Annotated in this window: 11 protein-coding genes and 1 pseudogene; 9 read left to right on the forward strand and 3 right to left on the reverse strand. The window is 45.8% G+C overall.

Going from position 1 to position 16,235, the window contains the following annotated elements; all coding sequences use genetic code 11:
- Positions 1-322 precede the first annotated feature (322 nt).
- The 7 genes from QUA13_RS07025 (at position 323) to QUA13_RS07055 (ending at position 9,835) form a co-directional block, all read left to right on the forward strand.
- Entirely contained in the window at positions 323-1,411 is a 1,089-nt protein-coding gene (locus tag QUA13_RS07025) for a glycosyltransferase (RefSeq protein WP_333197661.1), read from the forward strand.
- Between the two features lie 124 nt (positions 1,412-1,535).
- Entirely contained in the window at positions 1,536-2,666 is a 1,131-nt protein-coding gene (locus QUA13_RS07030; RefSeq protein WP_333197663.1) for a GTP-binding protein, read from the forward strand.
- 177 nt (positions 2,667-2,843) lie between these two features.
- Positions 2,844-3,299 carry a D-aminoacyl-tRNA deacylase gene (gene dtd / locus QUA13_RS07035; protein ID WP_172186893.1) on the forward strand — a complete coding sequence of 152 codons (456 nt, stop codon included), beginning with the start codon at positions 2,844-2,846 and terminating at the stop codon, positions 3,297-3,299.
- Positions 3,300-3,885: 586 nt separating this feature from the next.
- The gene (locus QUA13_RS07040) at positions 3,886-5,124 is read left to right on the forward strand and encodes a HetZ-related protein (RefSeq protein ID WP_333197664.1); all 1,239 of its coding nucleotides are present in this window, start codon (positions 3,886-3,888) and stop codon (positions 5,122-5,124) included.
- Positions 5,125-5,536: 412 nt separating this feature from the next.
- Entirely contained in the window at positions 5,537-6,298 is a 762-nt protein-coding gene (locus tag QUA13_RS07045; protein ID WP_333197666.1) for a ZIP family zinc transporter, read from the forward strand.
- Between the two features lie 170 nt (positions 6,299-6,468).
- Complete coding sequence (locus QUA13_RS07050) at positions 6,469-8,925, forward strand: bifunctional serine/threonine-protein kinase/ABC transporter substrate-binding protein (RefSeq protein WP_333197667.1); 2,457 nt, start codon at positions 6,469-6,471, stop codon at positions 8,923-8,925.
- Positions 8,926-9,115: 190 nt separating this feature from the next.
- On the forward strand, positions 9,116-9,835 hold the full coding sequence (locus tag QUA13_RS07055; protein WP_333197668.1) for a PHP domain-containing protein: 720 nt from the start codon (positions 9,116-9,118) through the stop codon (positions 9,833-9,835).
- A 348-nt stretch (positions 9,836-10,183) separates the two neighbouring features.
- Here QUA13_RS07055 and QUA13_RS07060 read toward each other — a convergent pair whose 3' ends face one another.
- A complete protein-coding gene (locus QUA13_RS07060) occupies positions 10,184-11,350 on the reverse strand; it encodes a CO2 hydration protein (protein WP_333197669.1) in 1,167 nt (388 codons plus the stop codon).
- A 282-nt stretch (positions 11,351-11,632) separates the two neighbouring features.
- On the reverse strand, positions 11,633-13,144 hold the full coding sequence (locus QUA13_RS07065; RefSeq protein ID WP_333197670.1) for an NADH-quinone oxidoreductase subunit M: 1,512 nt from the start codon (positions 13,142-13,144) through the stop codon (positions 11,633-11,635).
- Between the two features lie 126 nt (positions 13,145-13,270).
- On the opposite strand from QUA13_RS07065, the gene QUA13_RS07070 reads away from it, so the two are divergent.
- Both QUA13_RS07070 and QUA13_RS07075 read left to right on the forward strand, forming a co-directional pair.
- Positions 13,271-13,432 (forward strand): hypothetical protein, encoded by a 162-nt coding sequence (locus tag QUA13_RS07070; RefSeq protein ID WP_333197671.1) that lies wholly within the window; start codon positions 13,271-13,273, stop codon positions 13,430-13,432.
- A 221-nt stretch (positions 13,433-13,653) separates the two neighbouring features.
- A pseudogene (locus QUA13_RS07075) lies at positions 13,654-14,133 on the forward strand (Uma2 family endonuclease); the annotation flags it as partial.
- A 135-nt stretch (positions 14,134-14,268) separates the two neighbouring features.
- On the opposite strand, the gene QUA13_RS07080 reads toward QUA13_RS07075, so the two are convergent.
- Entirely contained in the window at positions 14,269-16,143 is a 1,875-nt protein-coding gene (locus tag QUA13_RS07080; RefSeq protein WP_333197672.1) for an NAD(P)H-quinone oxidoreductase subunit F, read from the reverse strand.
- Between the last annotated feature and the right edge of the window lie 92 nt (positions 16,144-16,235).

The following is a 16,235-nucleotide window of genomic DNA, read 5'->3' on the forward strand; positions in this document are numbered from 1 at the left end:
TAAATCCAAACTACCGAAAACTCCTAGAATACGGCTCTCTCAGAGCCTGACTCTCCCAAAATATGTCCGAACTGTTGGACTGAGAAATACCCTTAATCTAGCGCCCATATATTGAGTTACCTCAGTAGACGTATTCTCTATGTTTACTTATTTTAACATAGTTTGGTTTTTTCTCACCGACTTACTTAGGGCATTGGTAAGGGTGATGATTATCTGTAAAAAATCACAACTAATAAACAACAAATAAATGCGTATAATTGTTGGATGCTGGCGCTTTTTGCCGCACTCCTACGCGATCGCCAATCAATTTTAGCTACTAGAAATGCTGAAATATCCCAACTTAGAAATTTTCCACAAAGATATCCCCTATCTAGACGAAAATTGGCAGCCAGCAACCGGTTTGTTAGACGCAACTGCTGAAGCAGCAATAAAAAATATTCCTCACCCTTCCGCGTCTCTAAAAGCAGACGCTACCTTACGGATCTCAGTACCTTACAATTTTGCACCCTCAAACACAAAACGGACGTGCTTGTTTGCCACAACAGAATGGGGAATTCTGCACAACGAAAACTTTAGAATAACGGGCGCAGCTTCCCTCCGCGAAGGACACAGCAACTCCGATATAATTATTATTACGCCTTCCCATTGGTCGAAAACCGGATTTATCCGCAGCGGTGCGAATCCCGATCGCACAATTGTCATACCCTGCGGCATCGATCCGAATATTTACAAACCTTTAACAAAATCGGAACGCGAAGCTTTGCGGAAACAGCTAGGATGGGACGGATTTGTATTTTTGAATGTCGGTGCAGGATCTCCCAATAAAGGCATCGATTTATTGTTAAAAGCTTTCGCAGTTGTAGTTGAAAGTTATCCCGAAGCCAGATTAGTATTGAAAGGAGAAGAATCAATATATGAGTCGGATTCTCTGATCGCTCAAAACATAGACGAACTGACATTTGACGAAGCAGAAAAAGTTTTGCCGCGCATGGCTTACATAGGAGAAACACTGCCTTTTGCAAAAATGGCTCAACTTTATCAAGCAGCCGATGCCTATGTATCTCTTTATTTAGCAGAAGGATTCAATTTGCCAGCACTAGAAGCAATCGCTTGCGGCTTGCCGCTTATCTGCACTAAAGGTGGCCCGACGGATGATTTTACAACTCCAGACTTTGCTTGGCACGTCGAAAGTACGTTTCAAGAAGGTACTTCTAACGATCGCCCGATATTTCGCCTGATGCCAGATTTAGAACATTCGATCGCCTTAATGAAAAATATTATAGAACAGCCGGAGTTGTGCGATCGCTCTCGGGAAGCAGGCCCCAAATTTGTAGCGAGTGGGTTTACCTGGAAACACGTTGCAGACCAACTCATAGAGGTACTTTTGCCAACAATTCGATCGCCCAATTAAACAGGTGCGATCGCATTGTTGGCAACTTCCGAGAATTAGCGCTGGTAACGCGCTGTTCGGAATTCATATAAGATACAATAAGAACAACAAGTTTAAGTTTCAGACCTTATTTGACATTCAAGCTATGCAATCTACAACTCAGTCCGAAACAGAACTGGCGATGGACGCTCCCAAACACGGCTTACCCGTTACCATCATTACAGGATTTCTCGGCAGCGGCAAAACAACCCTGCTCAACCACATCCTGACCAACCAACAGGGTTTGAAAACAGCAGTTTTGGTAAATGAATTTGGCGAAATCGGCATCGACAACGAACTGATTGTCACCACCGAGGATAACATGGTTGAGCTGAACAATGGCTGCATCTGCTGCACAATTAATGAAGATTTAGTTAATGCAGTTTACAAAGTTCTGGAACGTCAAGAAAATCTCGATTATCTAGTAGTTGAAACAACCGGACTCGCCGACCCGCTGCCAGTAGCGATGACTTTTTTAGGCACAGAACTTCGCGATCTGACTCGTCTCGATTCGATAGTTACAGTAGTAGACGCAGCCAACTACAGCTTAGATTTGTTCAACTCTCAAGCAGCTTACAGTCAAATAGCTTACGGCGATATAATTATCCTCAACAAAACAGATTTGGTTGAGGAAGCAGATTTAGATTTGTTGGAAGTTAAGATTCGCGATGTCAAAGAAGGTGCTCGAATTCTGCGAACTGTAAAATCGCAAGTTCCACTGCCACTTGTCCTCAGTGTAGGATTATTTGAATCTGACAAATATTTCCAATCTGAGGAAACTCCTAGCAGTCACGAACATCACGACCATCACGACCATCACGACCATCACGACCATCACGACCATCACGACCATCACGACCATCACGACCACGGCCATCATGACCATCACGGTCACGACCACTCCAACCATTTAGAAAATGACGGATTTACCTCAATTTCTTTCCAGAGCGACAAGCCCTTTTCTCTGAGGAAATTTCAATATTTCTTAGACCACCAACTGCCAACAAACGTGTTTCGCGCGAAAGGGATTATGTGGTTTGAAGAAAGTCCCAAACGGCATATTTTCCATTTGAGCGGCAAGCGATTTTCGATGGACGATGGCGAGTGGAAAGGTGAGCGGAAGAACCAGCTTGTTCTCATCGGTCAGGGTTTGGATACCGAGAATTTGCGATCGCAACTCGAAAACTGTCTTTGTATGCCTTCAACCAGTCGCGGCAAAGGTTTTGGGAAAAACTAAAGGTTGAAAATTAAACAGAACAGACGTGCGCTGGCTAGAAACCCGGTTTTTTCGTCGAGACTTCGCGGTCAAAACCAAGATTTATCCGAGAAACCGGGTTTTTTTCGATCGTTCCTATTCAAAAGGTAAGTTTACCTTTTGATTTTTAGTTTTAAATTTAAGCATTTCTAATTTCCCATGCGAGTCATCATCCAGCGAGTCAAATCATCTCAAGTCGAAATTGACGGTCAAATTGTCGGCAAAATTGGCTGCGGACTTAACTTGCTTGTAGGTATTGCAGATACCGACACCGAAGCAGAACTCGATTGGATGGCTCGCAAATGCTTAGAATTGCGTTTGTTTCCCGACTCGGCTAGGGATACCGGCCGCTGGGACAAGTCCGTACAAGACATCGGCGGTGAGTTGCTGGTTGTGAGTCAGTTTACGCTCTACGGCGACTGCCGCAAAGGTCGGCGGCCTTCCTTCGATCGAGCAGCGGCTCCGGAACGAGCCGAAATTTTTTATGAGAAATTTGTAGAAAAGTTGCGCCAGAGCGGCTTAAAAGTCGAAACAGGCTTGTTTGGAGCGATGATGCAAGTCTCGATCGAGAATGACGGGCCGGTGACTTTGGTATTAGAGAGAGAATCCGGGTGAATTGTTTGCAAACAAAGCTCTCTGCGGGCACCCTACACTACTACTTTTCTTCTCTTCTCTTCGCTGGCGTCCTTTTCATGTCAAAAGCGGTTCATTCAAAAAAGACCGTTGTAGGGATTCCCGTCTACCTAGGTAACATCAAATTTGCAGATTAACCGGGTTTCCTAACTGCTGTTGCGTAGCTTCATAATACATTGCAGTTAGCTACACCCTGCCGAGTCTCGATTCCACAATCTCCAACCCTCAAATAGCCAGTTATTAGATTGTCCACTCAGCGGCCCCGGAACACCGTCAATCTTTGTCGCGATCGCCACACCCGCATAACAGCTCAGAATGCTTGTACAGTAAGGCTTTAATGGCAATAAAACATATCTCCCACAGTCAGCGCTTAGAATCAGATTCAGCAGCCAAAAACTGTTGCATGAGAGAGTGGAACACTGGCATCACTGCGGTTATCTCTACTTCCGTAACATTCAATGTATAGAGAGTTGAATCAGCACAGCAAGCGAAACCGCCAGCAACTGCAGCCTCACTCTCTGACAAATGTCCTCGCACACCCGCTGTGCCCTACCACCCGATAAACGCCATGACTGTCAAAGCTGCCACCAACACCGTCAACTGCAACACCGCTTCTGACCTCAACAGCATTCCGGCCGCCTCCAGCGAACAAACCGCCGAAATCAATACTCTTCCCAGCATCGATATTCTCGCTTTGGCTAACTTCGCCCTCAAAGAATTGCAAGCGGAAATGAAAACTGCCAGTCGCAGCGCTCAACCAGTGGCGATGCGGATTGCTAAGGAAGTCGAACGGATTTGCCAAAAAAGCGATCGCATCCAAATTTCCGGCGAAGTTGAAGCTTGGCAAATCACCTTGGCCGAGCACCGGTTGCAAAAAACCCTGCAATACTACCGCCTCGGTTCCAAACAAGGCCGCGTCGAACTGCACTCTCACCTCGCGGCGATGATTTACCGCCATGTTGCTTCCTTCAGATCGAACTTGAACTTCCAAGCTCGCTACAACATGATTGAAGACTTTTTGCAAGGCTTTTACATCGAATCTCTGCGAGCTTTCCGCCGGGAACACCAACTCGATGTCACCTACCAGCCCCGCACGCAGCTAGAATTGGCTGAGTACATGGCTTTTACCGAACACTACGCCAAGCGCCAAATCGGTTTGCCCGGCCGCAACCGCCAGCGCCTGATCGTGTTGCGCGCTCAAGGATTTGCCAAGGGCCAGCCTCCGGAAACTGCGATCGACATTGAAATGGCTGTAGAGTCGGGCAAGGGAGAAGATGCGGAAATGTACAGCCGCTCTCCGGCGCTGCAACAAGTGCGCGAGCAAATGGTATCGGAAACTGTCGATCCGGCTGATGCTGTGCTGCGCGATCGAGTAGTCTCGGAATTGATCGCCTATCTGGAAGCCCAAAATCAGCCCGAATGCGTGGACTACCTCACTTTAAAATTGCAAGACCTTTCGGCTTCGGAAATCGATCAAGTTCTCGGTTTGTCTTCCCGCCAGCGCGACTACTTGCAACAGCGGTTTAAGTACCACGTCGAAAAATTTGCCCGCACTCAAAATTGGAAACTCGTTCACGAATGGCTGGGTGCTGATGTCGATCAAAAGCTGGGAATGACTTCTGACAAATGGGAAGCATTTCGCGCTCAACTGTCGCCGGAAATGCAGCAACTGTTAGAAATGAAGCGGAATCAAGAAAGCGACAAGGCGATCGCCACCGCGCTCAAATGCACTCCCAAACAAGTCCAAAAACGCTGGGCGCAACTGTTGGAGCTGGCAAGCCAGACTCGCAACAGCAGCCAAGCTTAACTGGTACTCAAATATGAATGCAACTGTTTTCTTGAGACTGGAAAATGCGATCGGGTGCGGCACCTACACAGGAATGCCCGCCCCGGCGTCCGCTCTCAAATTAACAAGGGCTGCTACTAATTTATCGCCGCTTTTTGGCAAATTCAATTTATTAAAACAACATTACTTTTTTAAATATTTTTCCTTCCCCGGTGATGCCGGGGAATTTGTTTTTATTAGTCATTATTCATTAGTCATTAGTCATTAGTCATTAGTCATCAGTCATTAGTCATCAGTCATTAGTCATTGGAAATTGCTTGCTAAAGAGGCAGTACCTCGCTCGGTTGAGAAATGCTGTATCCGCTGTCGTCCCGCAATTAAAACTATATAATTTTCCAGCGGGCATAAAAATTTTTCCTTTGAGGTGCGGCTGATGTTTCCAGTGTGGTTGCAGGCAGGATTTTGGGGTTTAGTGGGGGGTTCGGCGCTGCTACTGGGAGCGGCGGTGGGTTACTTTGCGAGCATTCCTCAGCGGGCGATAGCGACAATTATGGCTTTTGGCGCTGGTGTGCTGATTTCAGCGCTATCCTTTGAACTGATGGATGAAGCTTACAAGCGCGGCGGTTTCGACTCGACGGCGATCGGCTTTTTGGGGGGCGCTGCTGTCTACACAGCCGCCAATTGGTTTTTGAATAAACAGGGAGCAAAACACCGCAAGCGATCGGGCAGTTTGCACCCAGCTAAAACAGAGTCAGGCGATGGCGGATTACCCATCGCCCTCGGCGCGCTGTTAGACGGGATACCGGAGTCGATCGTCATTGGCGTCAGCATGATTTCTGGAGGCGCTGTCAGTTGGGTGACAGTAGCGGCAATTTTCCTCTCCAACATTCCCGAAGGACTCTCCAGCGCCGCCGGCATGAAAAAAGCAGGGAGATCGATCGGTTACGTTTTTGGAGTTTGGGGCGCGATCGCAGTTATTTCCGGTATCGCAGCATTGTTAGGATATGCGGTTTTCAGCCACTTTTCTGCGGAAGTAATAGCCGCAACTACCGCCGTAGCAGCAGGGGGTATTTTAGCAATGATCTCAGATACCATGATTCCCGAAGCATTCGAGGAAACTCACGATTTTGCTGGATTAATTACTGTCTGCGGGTTTTTAGCTGCTTTTGTACTCAGCAAGTTAGCAGAAAGATAATTGATAATTAATTATCAGTCATCACTAATGTAGAGTTGCGAATTGCTGAGATTTATAGTGTTTTTGATATAGACACAGACGAATTTGATATGTTGCCAAGCTGTATCTGGCAACAAAAAAGCTTATAATCAACATCAGCGATCGCACCTCCATAAGAAACTATAAAATTTATGTGTCTCAATCCCGGAAAGATACTGACCGGACGCTACAGAATCATCGCTCGATTAGGACAGGGAGGATTTGCTAGAACCTACACCGCTCAAGATATACAAAACCCCGAAAATCCCCCGTGCGTGATTAAGGAAATTCCTTTTCCTCAATCCGAATATCCCCAAGTATTGGAACAAGCCAGGAGGCGATTTCAAAGGGAAGTTATGGCTTTACAGACTCTGGGCAATGACTCGCGCATTCCTGAATTGTTCAATCACTTTGAGGAAAATGGCAATTTTTACTTAGTTCAAGAATACATTCAAGGAACTCCCCTAAGTCAAGAACTCATTCAACGGCAGCAGTGGACGGAAGCAGATGTAATCGCCTTGTTACGAGAAATTCTAGAAATTTTAATTTTTATTCACCATAGAAATGTTATTCACCGCGATATTACACCTTCTAACTTAATGCGGCGTACACAAAATCGTCAAATTGTTCTAATTGATTTTGGAGCTGTCAAAGAAATCAGCACTTTGACCTGTAACACTACAGGTGAAATATTGACATCGCAGGCGATCGGCACCAGGGGTTATATGCCTGCCGAACAATACAATCCGCACTCTACCCCGCAACCCTACAATGATATTTATGCAGTAGGCATCATCGCGATTCAAGCCCTCACCGGGCGACATCCCAACAATCTGCCACCCGACCCCGAAACTTGCGAAATTGTCTGGCATTATTCAACATCCGATCACCCTCCGGTACAAGTTAGCGATGGTCTAAGAAATATTTTAAATCAAATGGTGCGTTACCACTTTCAGCAGCGCTACCAATCTGCTACTGAGGTGTTGCAAGCCTTGGATTCGCTGCAATTCCCGCAGTCGAGCCCATTGCCACAGTCGATCGCATTGCCACAGCCACCAGGTAGATTAGCTCGATGGAACTTTCGCTGGTTGTTGTTCCCAGTTGCGGGGCTGGCCGCTGCATTGGCGATCGTACTTTTAATCCCCAGAATTTCCCCGCTAATCCCCAGAATTTCCCCGGGACAAACGCAGCCTACACCCTCCGCAGATGGTGTAAGTTCGGGCGAAAAACTCTTAGTGCAAACCTCCGCCCTGTGGTCAAAACAAAGGGGAATCAATGAGTTTGCCGACTCCAATTACCCCGAAGCTTTAAAATTGCTCAAACAGTCCTGGCGAGAAGACCGCAGAGATCCCGAAACTTTAATTTACATCAACAATGCCCTGCTGAAGGCAATAAATGCAGAATATTACACGATCGCAATTGTTGTTCCCATCCGCAGAAATCAGGACGGCAGCATCATCAACGCAAATTTAGCCGAAGAACTGCTGCGCGGCATTGCTCAAGCTCAAACCGAAGTTAATTTAGGTCTCATCAAACCCAATGACAGCAGCAATAAAGATTTTCCGGGTCAAGGCTTTATTGAACCCAAAGCTATTAATAAAAAAGGTCTAAAAGTCATCATTGCTGATGACGGAAATATCAAATCCTACGCAGTTAAAAGGGCTAATTATTTGGTCGCTCAGCCCGATATTATAGCAGTCATCGGACACTACACCAGCGACATGACTGTGGAAACAGTAGATATTTACAATCGGAATAAACTCGTCGCCATTTCTCCGGGAAGCACAACAGAAGAACTGACGCGAAAACCTCGAAAATATTTCTTTCGGACGGCTCCGACAACTAGCATAGAAGCTGAAGATTTAGTAAATCAACTAATTTCTGTAGGGGTAAAAAAGGTCGCAGTATTTTACAATCCCAACAGTCCGTTCAGCGCTTCTGTGTGGGAAGAATTCAAAAAGCAATTTGAAGCAAAAGGAGGCGCAACTTTGAGAATCAGTAATTATTACGACTTATCAAAAAATTATTTTAACGCCGAAGCAGCAATCAAAGAAGTTGAAAAACTAGGAAAAACAGCCTTACTTGTGATTCCCGACGCTCAAGTCACCAGTTCCGTAGAAAATGCGATCGAAATGATTAAAGCTAACGGCGATCGCAATTGGATTGTCGGGCCCTGGACGCTGTACGAACCGAGAACGTTAGAAGTAGCAAAACAGCTAAAGTCTGTTGAAAAACTGGGCATATCCGTGTTTTGGCATCCGTTAATCAGTTTTGACAAAAAATTCCCTCAAAACGCTGAAAAATTGTGGGGAGGCCCGGTCAATATTCGATCGGCTTTAACCTACGACGCCAGTCGGACATTGATTAAAGCTCTAGTAGAAATGCAGCCTGAACCAAGCCGCGAAGGAATGCAAAAAACCTTAGCCGATCCAAACTTTAAAGCCGAGGGAGCTACAGGTATAATTGAGTTTGACTCAAAGACTGGAAATCGGAAAAACCCTCCTAAAGGAATGGCGCATATTGTTCCGTGTTCGAGAGAACAGTTTGGAGTTACATTTGTGCCGATCGAATTTCCCACAGCCGCAGCCGCCGGTTTAAAATGCGATTGAATTAATATCTTGTGGCATTCTCAACAAACCTGTAGAGGCAGGTTTTACCAACCATAATTGCCTAAAATCAATAATCTCATAAACCCGCCCCCGCGCCACGGTAAATAGCTATTGGGACTATCGCGATCGGTGCAACATATCAATTTATTGGATATATTAAACAAGGCTAGTTTTTTTTATAGAAACCCTTATGACTGTCAATCTCGCTCCCTGCCACGATTCTAGTCTCAAACCTGAAGCCCAAAATATCTCAGCACTCAAACAAGTCTTGCAGACAATTGATGCCGATAGCTGTCCCGGTTCCTATAACTTCCATATGCACACAGTCTACTCCGACGGACAATTGCAGCCAGAGAAATTGATGGAACAAGCCATAGCCTGCGGCCTCAAAGGGTTAGCTATCACCGACCACCACAGCACCAAAGGCTACGTTAAAGCTCAAATTTGGCTGGATAATTGGAAATTAAACCATCCCGACAAAAATAGCGAAGCACCTACTCTCTGGACAGGTGCTGAAATTAATGCCGAATTGCTCAACAATAACGTACACATTCTCGGTTACGCCTTTGATCCGCAAAATCCCCGTCTTGAACCATACCTACGAGGTAAAAGCACAGAAGGCACTTATTGTTATTCAGCCGCCATGCTAATTGAAGCTATTCAAGAAGCAGGAGGTTTAGCAGTTCTAGCACATCCTTGCCGGTATCGATCGACCGCAGATAAACTCATCCCAGAAGCCGCTCGTTTAGGAATTGACGGCGTAGAAACCTACTATGCCTACGGTAATCCAAATCCTTGGAAACCGAGTCCCAAACAAACAGCTTTAGTCAAAGATTTAGCAGAAACTCACGGCTTGCTTGGAACTTGCGGAACCGACTCTCACGGCCTGAGTCTTCTAGTCCGAATCTAAATAGTTCGGAAATAACAAGTGCTTTATCCTGTGATTGCAAGCCTAAGCGTTAGCGGAGCGATCTCTTATGAAAGCAATCCCAATGACCCGAAAATAAACAGCTTACCCTGTCATACTATGTCCGCTCAAATGACCACTATAAAATTGGTTTGTAGCGAGGACTGAAGTCCTCATTAAAATCAGAGGACAGAAGCTTTCACTACTTGCCTTATAACGGCTATTTTACTGGAGGTGATCTCATTGCGATCGCCAGGATGAGCTTTCGCTATCCAAAGGAAAGCAATTGCCAAAGCCGATAATATTGTTGCAACTCCTAGAGACTTTTCGCTCTAAAAAACAGTCGCAATTCTACCGTTCTGGGAACAACTGACAGGCCCTATTAGTGGGCTGATTTGCCCAATCCAAGCGAGAATTCCCAAATCGATCCATCCAACCTTCCAAATAAGCCCGATTAGCCTTTTTTTCCTCATAATCCGATGTATTCATGGGATGAGGTGCTAAACCCAAAATAGTCGCCGTCGTCACGCAAAACATCGACTTTTGAAAACTCTGACAAATTTGCACCCGCACATCGTCTTCACCCCGACAGCTAGTGCGATAAACTTCGTGCAAATACTCCGGCAAATAATGCCGCATATCTTGCATTAATTGAGTGGGTGGAATCCCTGCACCTCCAATCGGTAAAGGGTCAGCAAACAAAGCCCCGTAGGCAAATTCTCTTTGTTCTTCCGGGATTTGATGCGCTTGAGCATTGTATGAAACTGTGCCAAAAAACGCAGTGCCCCGAAAGAAAACAGCCTCTACATAAGGCACGGCTACATCTGGTAAAAATGTCAAATTAGCCGTCGCTGGCAGTATATCGTAGACTTGACCGCTAATCTTGACGCTGTAGGTAATTGGTAGGCTGGCCGCGGCGACTAAACCGGCTTTGACAAAATCAACTACATCAGAAATAGACTTAGTTTCCCCTCGATCGTAGGAATCAGATAAGTCCATAAACAAATCGCTCATTACCCGCCAAAACTGACCGAGACCGGTGTAGTAAGCTAGCATCCGCACTTGTTCCGGCAAAAAATCGGGAAATGCTTTGTGAAGTCCCTGCATGAAAAAATTGCCTTTCAATTTAGCCGCGATCGCCTTGTCGGCCAAAGTGCTAAATTCCGGGGAATCCAAATAACTGTCCAAACCCCCGCCGCCGTGCCAAAGCATTGTTCTCATGCAATACTCCGCATACTCAAAATTAATGCGATCGTGCCACAAATAGCGTATTAACTTCGGCAGAGTGACTTCCCCATTGAAATATTTAAAAAACGGGAAAAGCACTAAAAACTGTTCTTCAGCAATGTAATTGAGATTTCGAGAATAGGCATCTAAAACAATACCATAACTTTTCAGAACCCCGACAACTTCTACTACATTTTCCACCGATTCAGGCAGCAAAGCTTTGCCTGATTCTAAGACATCAATGTATGCGGCTAGGGGATGGACAGACGGTTTTAATACGGTACTTTTCATCTGGATTCAGCCTGAGTTTAATAACTATTTTCTTACTGCTTATAGTTCTGGTATTATATCATTTTTGGCAAGGTTGACTACCTAAAAACACAAATATTTACTTTATTTTGATATAAAAATACCTAATCTCCTGGAGGCACTCTATCTCGAAAAAAGTGGGTTTTTTAGGTTTCTGCGGGGTGCGTTTGTTTGTAGTGAGGAATGCAAGTCATCATACAATTCTGATGACTGTCATACTCACTACAAACGAATTGGAGTGCGGTCGATCGACCGGACATCCTATCAGTCTAAGTTTTGAGAAACTTTAACTTGCGCGGGCCCAGGAGCTACCATTGCGATAGCAGTTTTCTCGCTCAAAGCAACTAAAACTCCCGGCTGCACTCCCATGATTGCAATAATTATTGCTAAAACCAGCGAAGGAATGCGATCGTTCCAGCGGACTTGTGGCAAATTTACCACCAAATCCGAAAGGCGGCCGAAAAAGGCGCGGTTGACCATAATTAAAAAGTAAACTGAAGTTAAACCAGTGCCGATCATGCAGAGGAAAGTTTGCACGGGAAACACTGGCAAACTGCCCCGAAATATCAAAAATTCAGCAATAAATCCAGCCAAACCCGGAATCCCCGCACTTGCCATCACGCCGAGGATCATTAAACTGCCAATCATCGGCAAACCGCGATCGGGATTGAACAAACCTTTGAGCACATCGATGTTGCGGGTGCCGGATTTTTTGTAAACAACGCCGACACTCAAAAATAGCAGCGCCGAAATTAAACCGTGGCTAACCATTTGCAACACAGTTCCCAACATACTAATCGGAGTAGCTGCGGCGCTAGCTAACAAAATGTAGCCCATGTGAGCGATCGAACTGTAAGCTACAATTTTTTTCATATCTTTTTGGGCGATCGCGCAACTCGCCCCGTAAAGCACGCTTACCACAGCCCAACTCGCCAACCAAGGCGCCGCCACCGCCCACGCATCGGGAAACAAACCCAAACCAAAGCGCAGCATCCCGTAAGTTCCCAGCTTCAAAAGCACCCCCGCCAGCAGCACCGAAACCGGCGTCGAAGCTTCTACGTGAGCATCCGGCAGCCAAGTATGAAAAGGCACCAAAGGCATCTTAATCCCAAAAGCCAGCAACACCCCAGCCAGTAAAATAATTTGCCTTACCAAAGGTAAAGGCAATCCTCCTTGCAAATGCAATGCGCCCGCTCCACCAACCAAATCGAAACTAGAAGCACCGCTCAGCCAAACAGTTCCCAAGAAAGCAGCCAGCAGTACAATGCCCGAAAAAGCAGTATAGATTAAAAACTTAGTAGCAGCATAACCCCGGCGCTCGCCTCCCCAAATCGCAATTAACAAGTAAAGCGGAATCAATTCTATCTCAAAAAACAGGAAAAATAGCAGCAAATTTTGAGATAAAAAAGCCCCCGTTACGCCGCCGGTAATTAACAGAATCAAAGAATAATAAAATCTAGGTCTGCGGATCGACTCATCCGTAGCGTAAATTGCCACCCCTGTCAGCAGAGTATTTAAAATTACCAAAGGCAGAGACAAACCATCAACGCCGAGATTGTAATTCAATCCCAAAGCATCTATCCAAGGAATAAATTCCGAAAACTGCAACTGACTCGTACTGGGATCGAACTGAGTTGCCAAAATCACCGAGAGAATCAAAGTTATGCCCGCAATGGCGATCGCAGCATTCCGAACTATTTTAGAACTCACTGAACCGGGCCACAACCCAATCACGGTGGCAGCCAACATTGGTATCCAGATTAAAGCACTGAGCATCAATTAAAACTTTCCTTTACTACAGATTTTTAAACTATATTTAACATTAACGCAAAGCAACTAAATATAAAAGCGATCGGCTATTTTTTTTCTTAACATAGCTTCAGATGTATTTGGAACCGTCCCATGACCTCAAGTCTTACAGAAAGTCTCACAGATCTGGAAGATTTGCAAATTAAATCCGACTATCCTTCCACCCCCTTAACAGTTGCCGACTTGGAACAACTGGAAAGTATACTTTGCGAAGCACATCTAGACTACCAATTAGAACTCATAGACCATTGGTAACAAGTTAAGCTAAGAAAGCATTTGTCAATCAGCAATTATGCTCAACCTTTACTCGGATTTTGGGCATAAAACTGAGATTTGGGCGATCGTGCGATCGTGCCGAGGGTGATATTTATACTTACTCTCTCTCAAATCGTGAATTTTCCACTCCTAAAAAAGCAGTTTTTTTGAGTAATATTACTGATTGACAAATGCAATTAAGTCTTAAATTGTCACCAATGCTCGTAGACGGAAAGATTATCATTATGGGCCCATCAGACATTGTATCGAGCGAAATAGGGGCAGAGTTAGTCAGACTTTTGGGCAACTGGGTTAAACCCCGCAAACTCGGACGAGTGTTTGAGTCTAGCGGCGGGTTTATCCTCCCCAATTCCGATCTGAGAGTTGCCGATGTTTCGTTTGTGGCTGCCGATCGCCTCAAACAAAGTAAAAGGTATTTTGCCGAACTCGTTCCCGACTTAGTTGTAGAAATCAAATCTCAGTCCGATCGCCTCAAACTCCTGCGATAAAAAATTCTATCATTCATCGAAAGCGGAGCCAAAGTCGGAATATTAATCGACCCGGACAAGCGCACAGTAACAATTTACACTCCGACAGCCGAGCCAGTTGTATTGAGAGATGGCGAGACGATTGCAATTCCCGATATTTTGCCCGGTTGGGAAGTTCCGGTTGCCGAATTGTGGCCGATCGAGTTTGAGTAAAACTCGATAAAAAAGCAGACAAACCCAGAATAAAATCATCTGCGTTCATCTGCCCTCATCTGCGGTTTAAAGTTGCATAAAATTAGATCGAAAGCAGACAAACCCAGAATAAAATCATCTGCCGACCTCTACAGTTTAAAACTGCCAAATAATCAACCCCAGCAACACAGCAACCCCCGACGCAATCGTCAACACATAAAACTGCGACTGACCGGTGCCGCTGTACTTCAACCCTTCGCCGCTAAAAATTGTCGCCAAACCGAACAAATTCACCGCCCCGTCCACCAAATACCTGTCAGTCCAAGCACTGATTTTAGAAATAGAAGCCACAGCCCAAACGACAGTCAAGCGGTAAACTCGATCGATATAAAAATCGTAAGCAAACAAATCCTGCAAAACCGGAACAGGTAGCCGTACCGGTCGAGGTAACACCCCGTACCAATAAATCGCCACCCCAACCGCACAGCCAATCAACCCAGATAACATCAACAGCGGCGTATCCAGCGTCTTCAAAAGCAAGTTTAAAGCATCAAAATCTCCCGTTTCCGCCCAAGGCCCGCTCCAACTAATTAATAGTTGCCACTTCTGTAACATCCAAGGCACTAACAGCCCCATCACCGTCAAAATTACCATTGGCAAAGCCATCGGCCAACCAACTTCTGGAGCTCTGCGAGTTTTCGGCTGCGGTTTTCCGACAAACACTAAACCGAAAATGCGAGTTAAATTTAGCGCCGTCAAACCATTAACCAAAAGCAACACAATTACTAGCCACAAAGGCACCGTCCAAAAACCGTTGAGCCAGCGGCGCATCGCCCAAAAATTGCCCAAAGGCAACAGCGCTACCATCCCCGCAGCGCCTACTAAATAAGCCGTAGTCGTGGCAGGCATCTTCGACCACAACCCACCCATTTCTGTTAAATCTTGAGTGTTAGTTGTGGTAATAATTGACCCTACGCTCATGAATAATAAGCCCTTGGCGATCGAGTGCGCGAACAGCAACAGCAAAGCAATGTCAACTTGATTTAGCCCCACGGCGATAAACACCAAACCCATAGAAGCGCTGGTAGAATGCGATAGTGCTCTTTTGATGTCGATTTGGGCGATCGCCACCAAGGAAGCGCCAACCGCAGTCACCGCGCCCAAAACCACCAGCACCCCCTCTACGACCGGCGACAGCGCTAAAACAGGCTGAAGTTTAATCAAAACATAAGCCCCAGCGCCCACAACTACCGTATTCCGCATAATCGAAGCCGGGTTGGGCCCTTCCATCGCCTCGTCGAGCCACAAATGGAAGGGAAATTGAGCGCACTTGGCCGTAGGTGCGGAGATTAAAGCCAAACCTAAAAGAGTCGCCACTACGGGAGACAAAGTTGCAGTTTCCGCCCATTTTTCCAAATCGGAAAAATTCAAACTTCCCGCTAAAGTTGAAAGCGTCACTACTCCCATCAGCAGCGGCACGTCTCCTACACGCTTTGTTAAAAACGCATCTCTAGCCGCTGTTACTACTAGCGGTTGAGCGTACCAAAACCCGACTAGCAAGTAAGTTGAAAGCGTCAGCATTTCCAACAAAGCGTAAGTTATAAGCAGCGAGTCGCTAATGGCAATGCCGCTAATTGCCGCTTCAAAAAAACCCATCAGCCCAAAAAATCGAGCTAGCGCCCAGTCTTTTTCCATGTAGCCGAGAGCGTAAATTTGTGCTAACAAACTCAGAACACTAACTAACTCCATTGCTCCGACGCTGACCGTGGAGATTTCTATTGCAAAAGACAAATCTAAATCGGCTGCTTGCACCCAGTGCACGAGCAACTGTTGGGGCGGTCGATCCCAAGTCGCTGTAAAAATAACTGATCCGTGTATGAAAGCCAACACCGTCATCAGCAAATTGAAGTAAGCCGCCGGTCTGGGCCCTGTTCTGCGAACGGTTCCCGTAGACCACGGCAAAGTTAAAATTGCGCCTATTAAGCCATATAAAGGTACCCACCAACAGGCTTGGAGGAGAAATTGAGTCATTTAATCTATCCCTTAAACTTCAAATTACCGGCTGCGTTTATACAAAAACAGTCGCGGGCGATCGTGCGATACCCTAAAACTTTAACTAAAGC

Origin of the sequence: Microcoleus sp. S28C3, assembly GCF_036700785.1 — a bacterium.
Classification (GTDB): Bacteria; Cyanobacteriota; Cyanobacteriia; order Cyanobacteriales; family Microcoleaceae; genus Microcoleus; species Microcoleus asticus.

Bases quoted from the DNA above. Each gene is read 5' to 3' on its own strand.
- QUA13_RS07040 (WP_333197664.1), top strand. From the start codon at position 3,886: ATGACTGTCAAAGCTGCCACCAACACCGTCAACTGCAACACCGCTTCT.
- QUA13_RS07080 (WP_333197672.1), bottom strand. From the start codon at position 16,143: ATGACTCAATTTCTCCTCCAAGCCTGTTGGTGGGTACCTTTATATGGC.
- QUA13_RS07055 (WP_333197668.1), top strand. From the start codon at position 9,116: ATGACTGTCAATCTCGCTCCCTGCCACGATTCTAGTCTCAAACCTGAA.
- QUA13_RS07045 (WP_333197666.1), top strand. From the start codon at position 5,537: ATGTTTCCAGTGTGGTTGCAGGCAGGATTTTGGGGTTTAGTGGGGGGT.
- QUA13_RS07030 (WP_333197663.1), top strand. From the start codon at position 1,536: ATGCAATCTACAACTCAGTCCGAAACAGAACTGGCGATGGACGCTCCC.
- QUA13_RS07050 (WP_333197667.1), top strand. From the start codon at position 6,469: ATGTGTCTCAATCCCGGAAAGATACTGACCGGACGCTACAGAATCATC.
- QUA13_RS07025 (WP_333197661.1), top strand. From the start codon at position 323: ATGCTGAAATATCCCAACTTAGAAATTTTCCACAAAGATATCCCCTAT.
- dtd (WP_172186893.1), top strand. From the start codon at position 2,844: ATGCGAGTCATCATCCAGCGAGTCAAATCATCTCAAGTCGAAATTGAC.
- QUA13_RS07070 (WP_333197671.1), top strand. From the start codon at position 13,271: ATGACCTCAAGTCTTACAGAAAGTCTCACAGATCTGGAAGATTTGCAA.
- QUA13_RS07060 (WP_333197669.1), bottom strand. From the start codon at position 11,350: ATGAAAAGTACCGTATTAAAACCGTCTGTCCATCCCCTAGCCGCATAC.
- QUA13_RS07065 (WP_333197670.1), bottom strand. From the start codon at position 13,144: ATGCTCAGTGCTTTAATCTGGATACCAATGTTGGCTGCCACCGTGATT.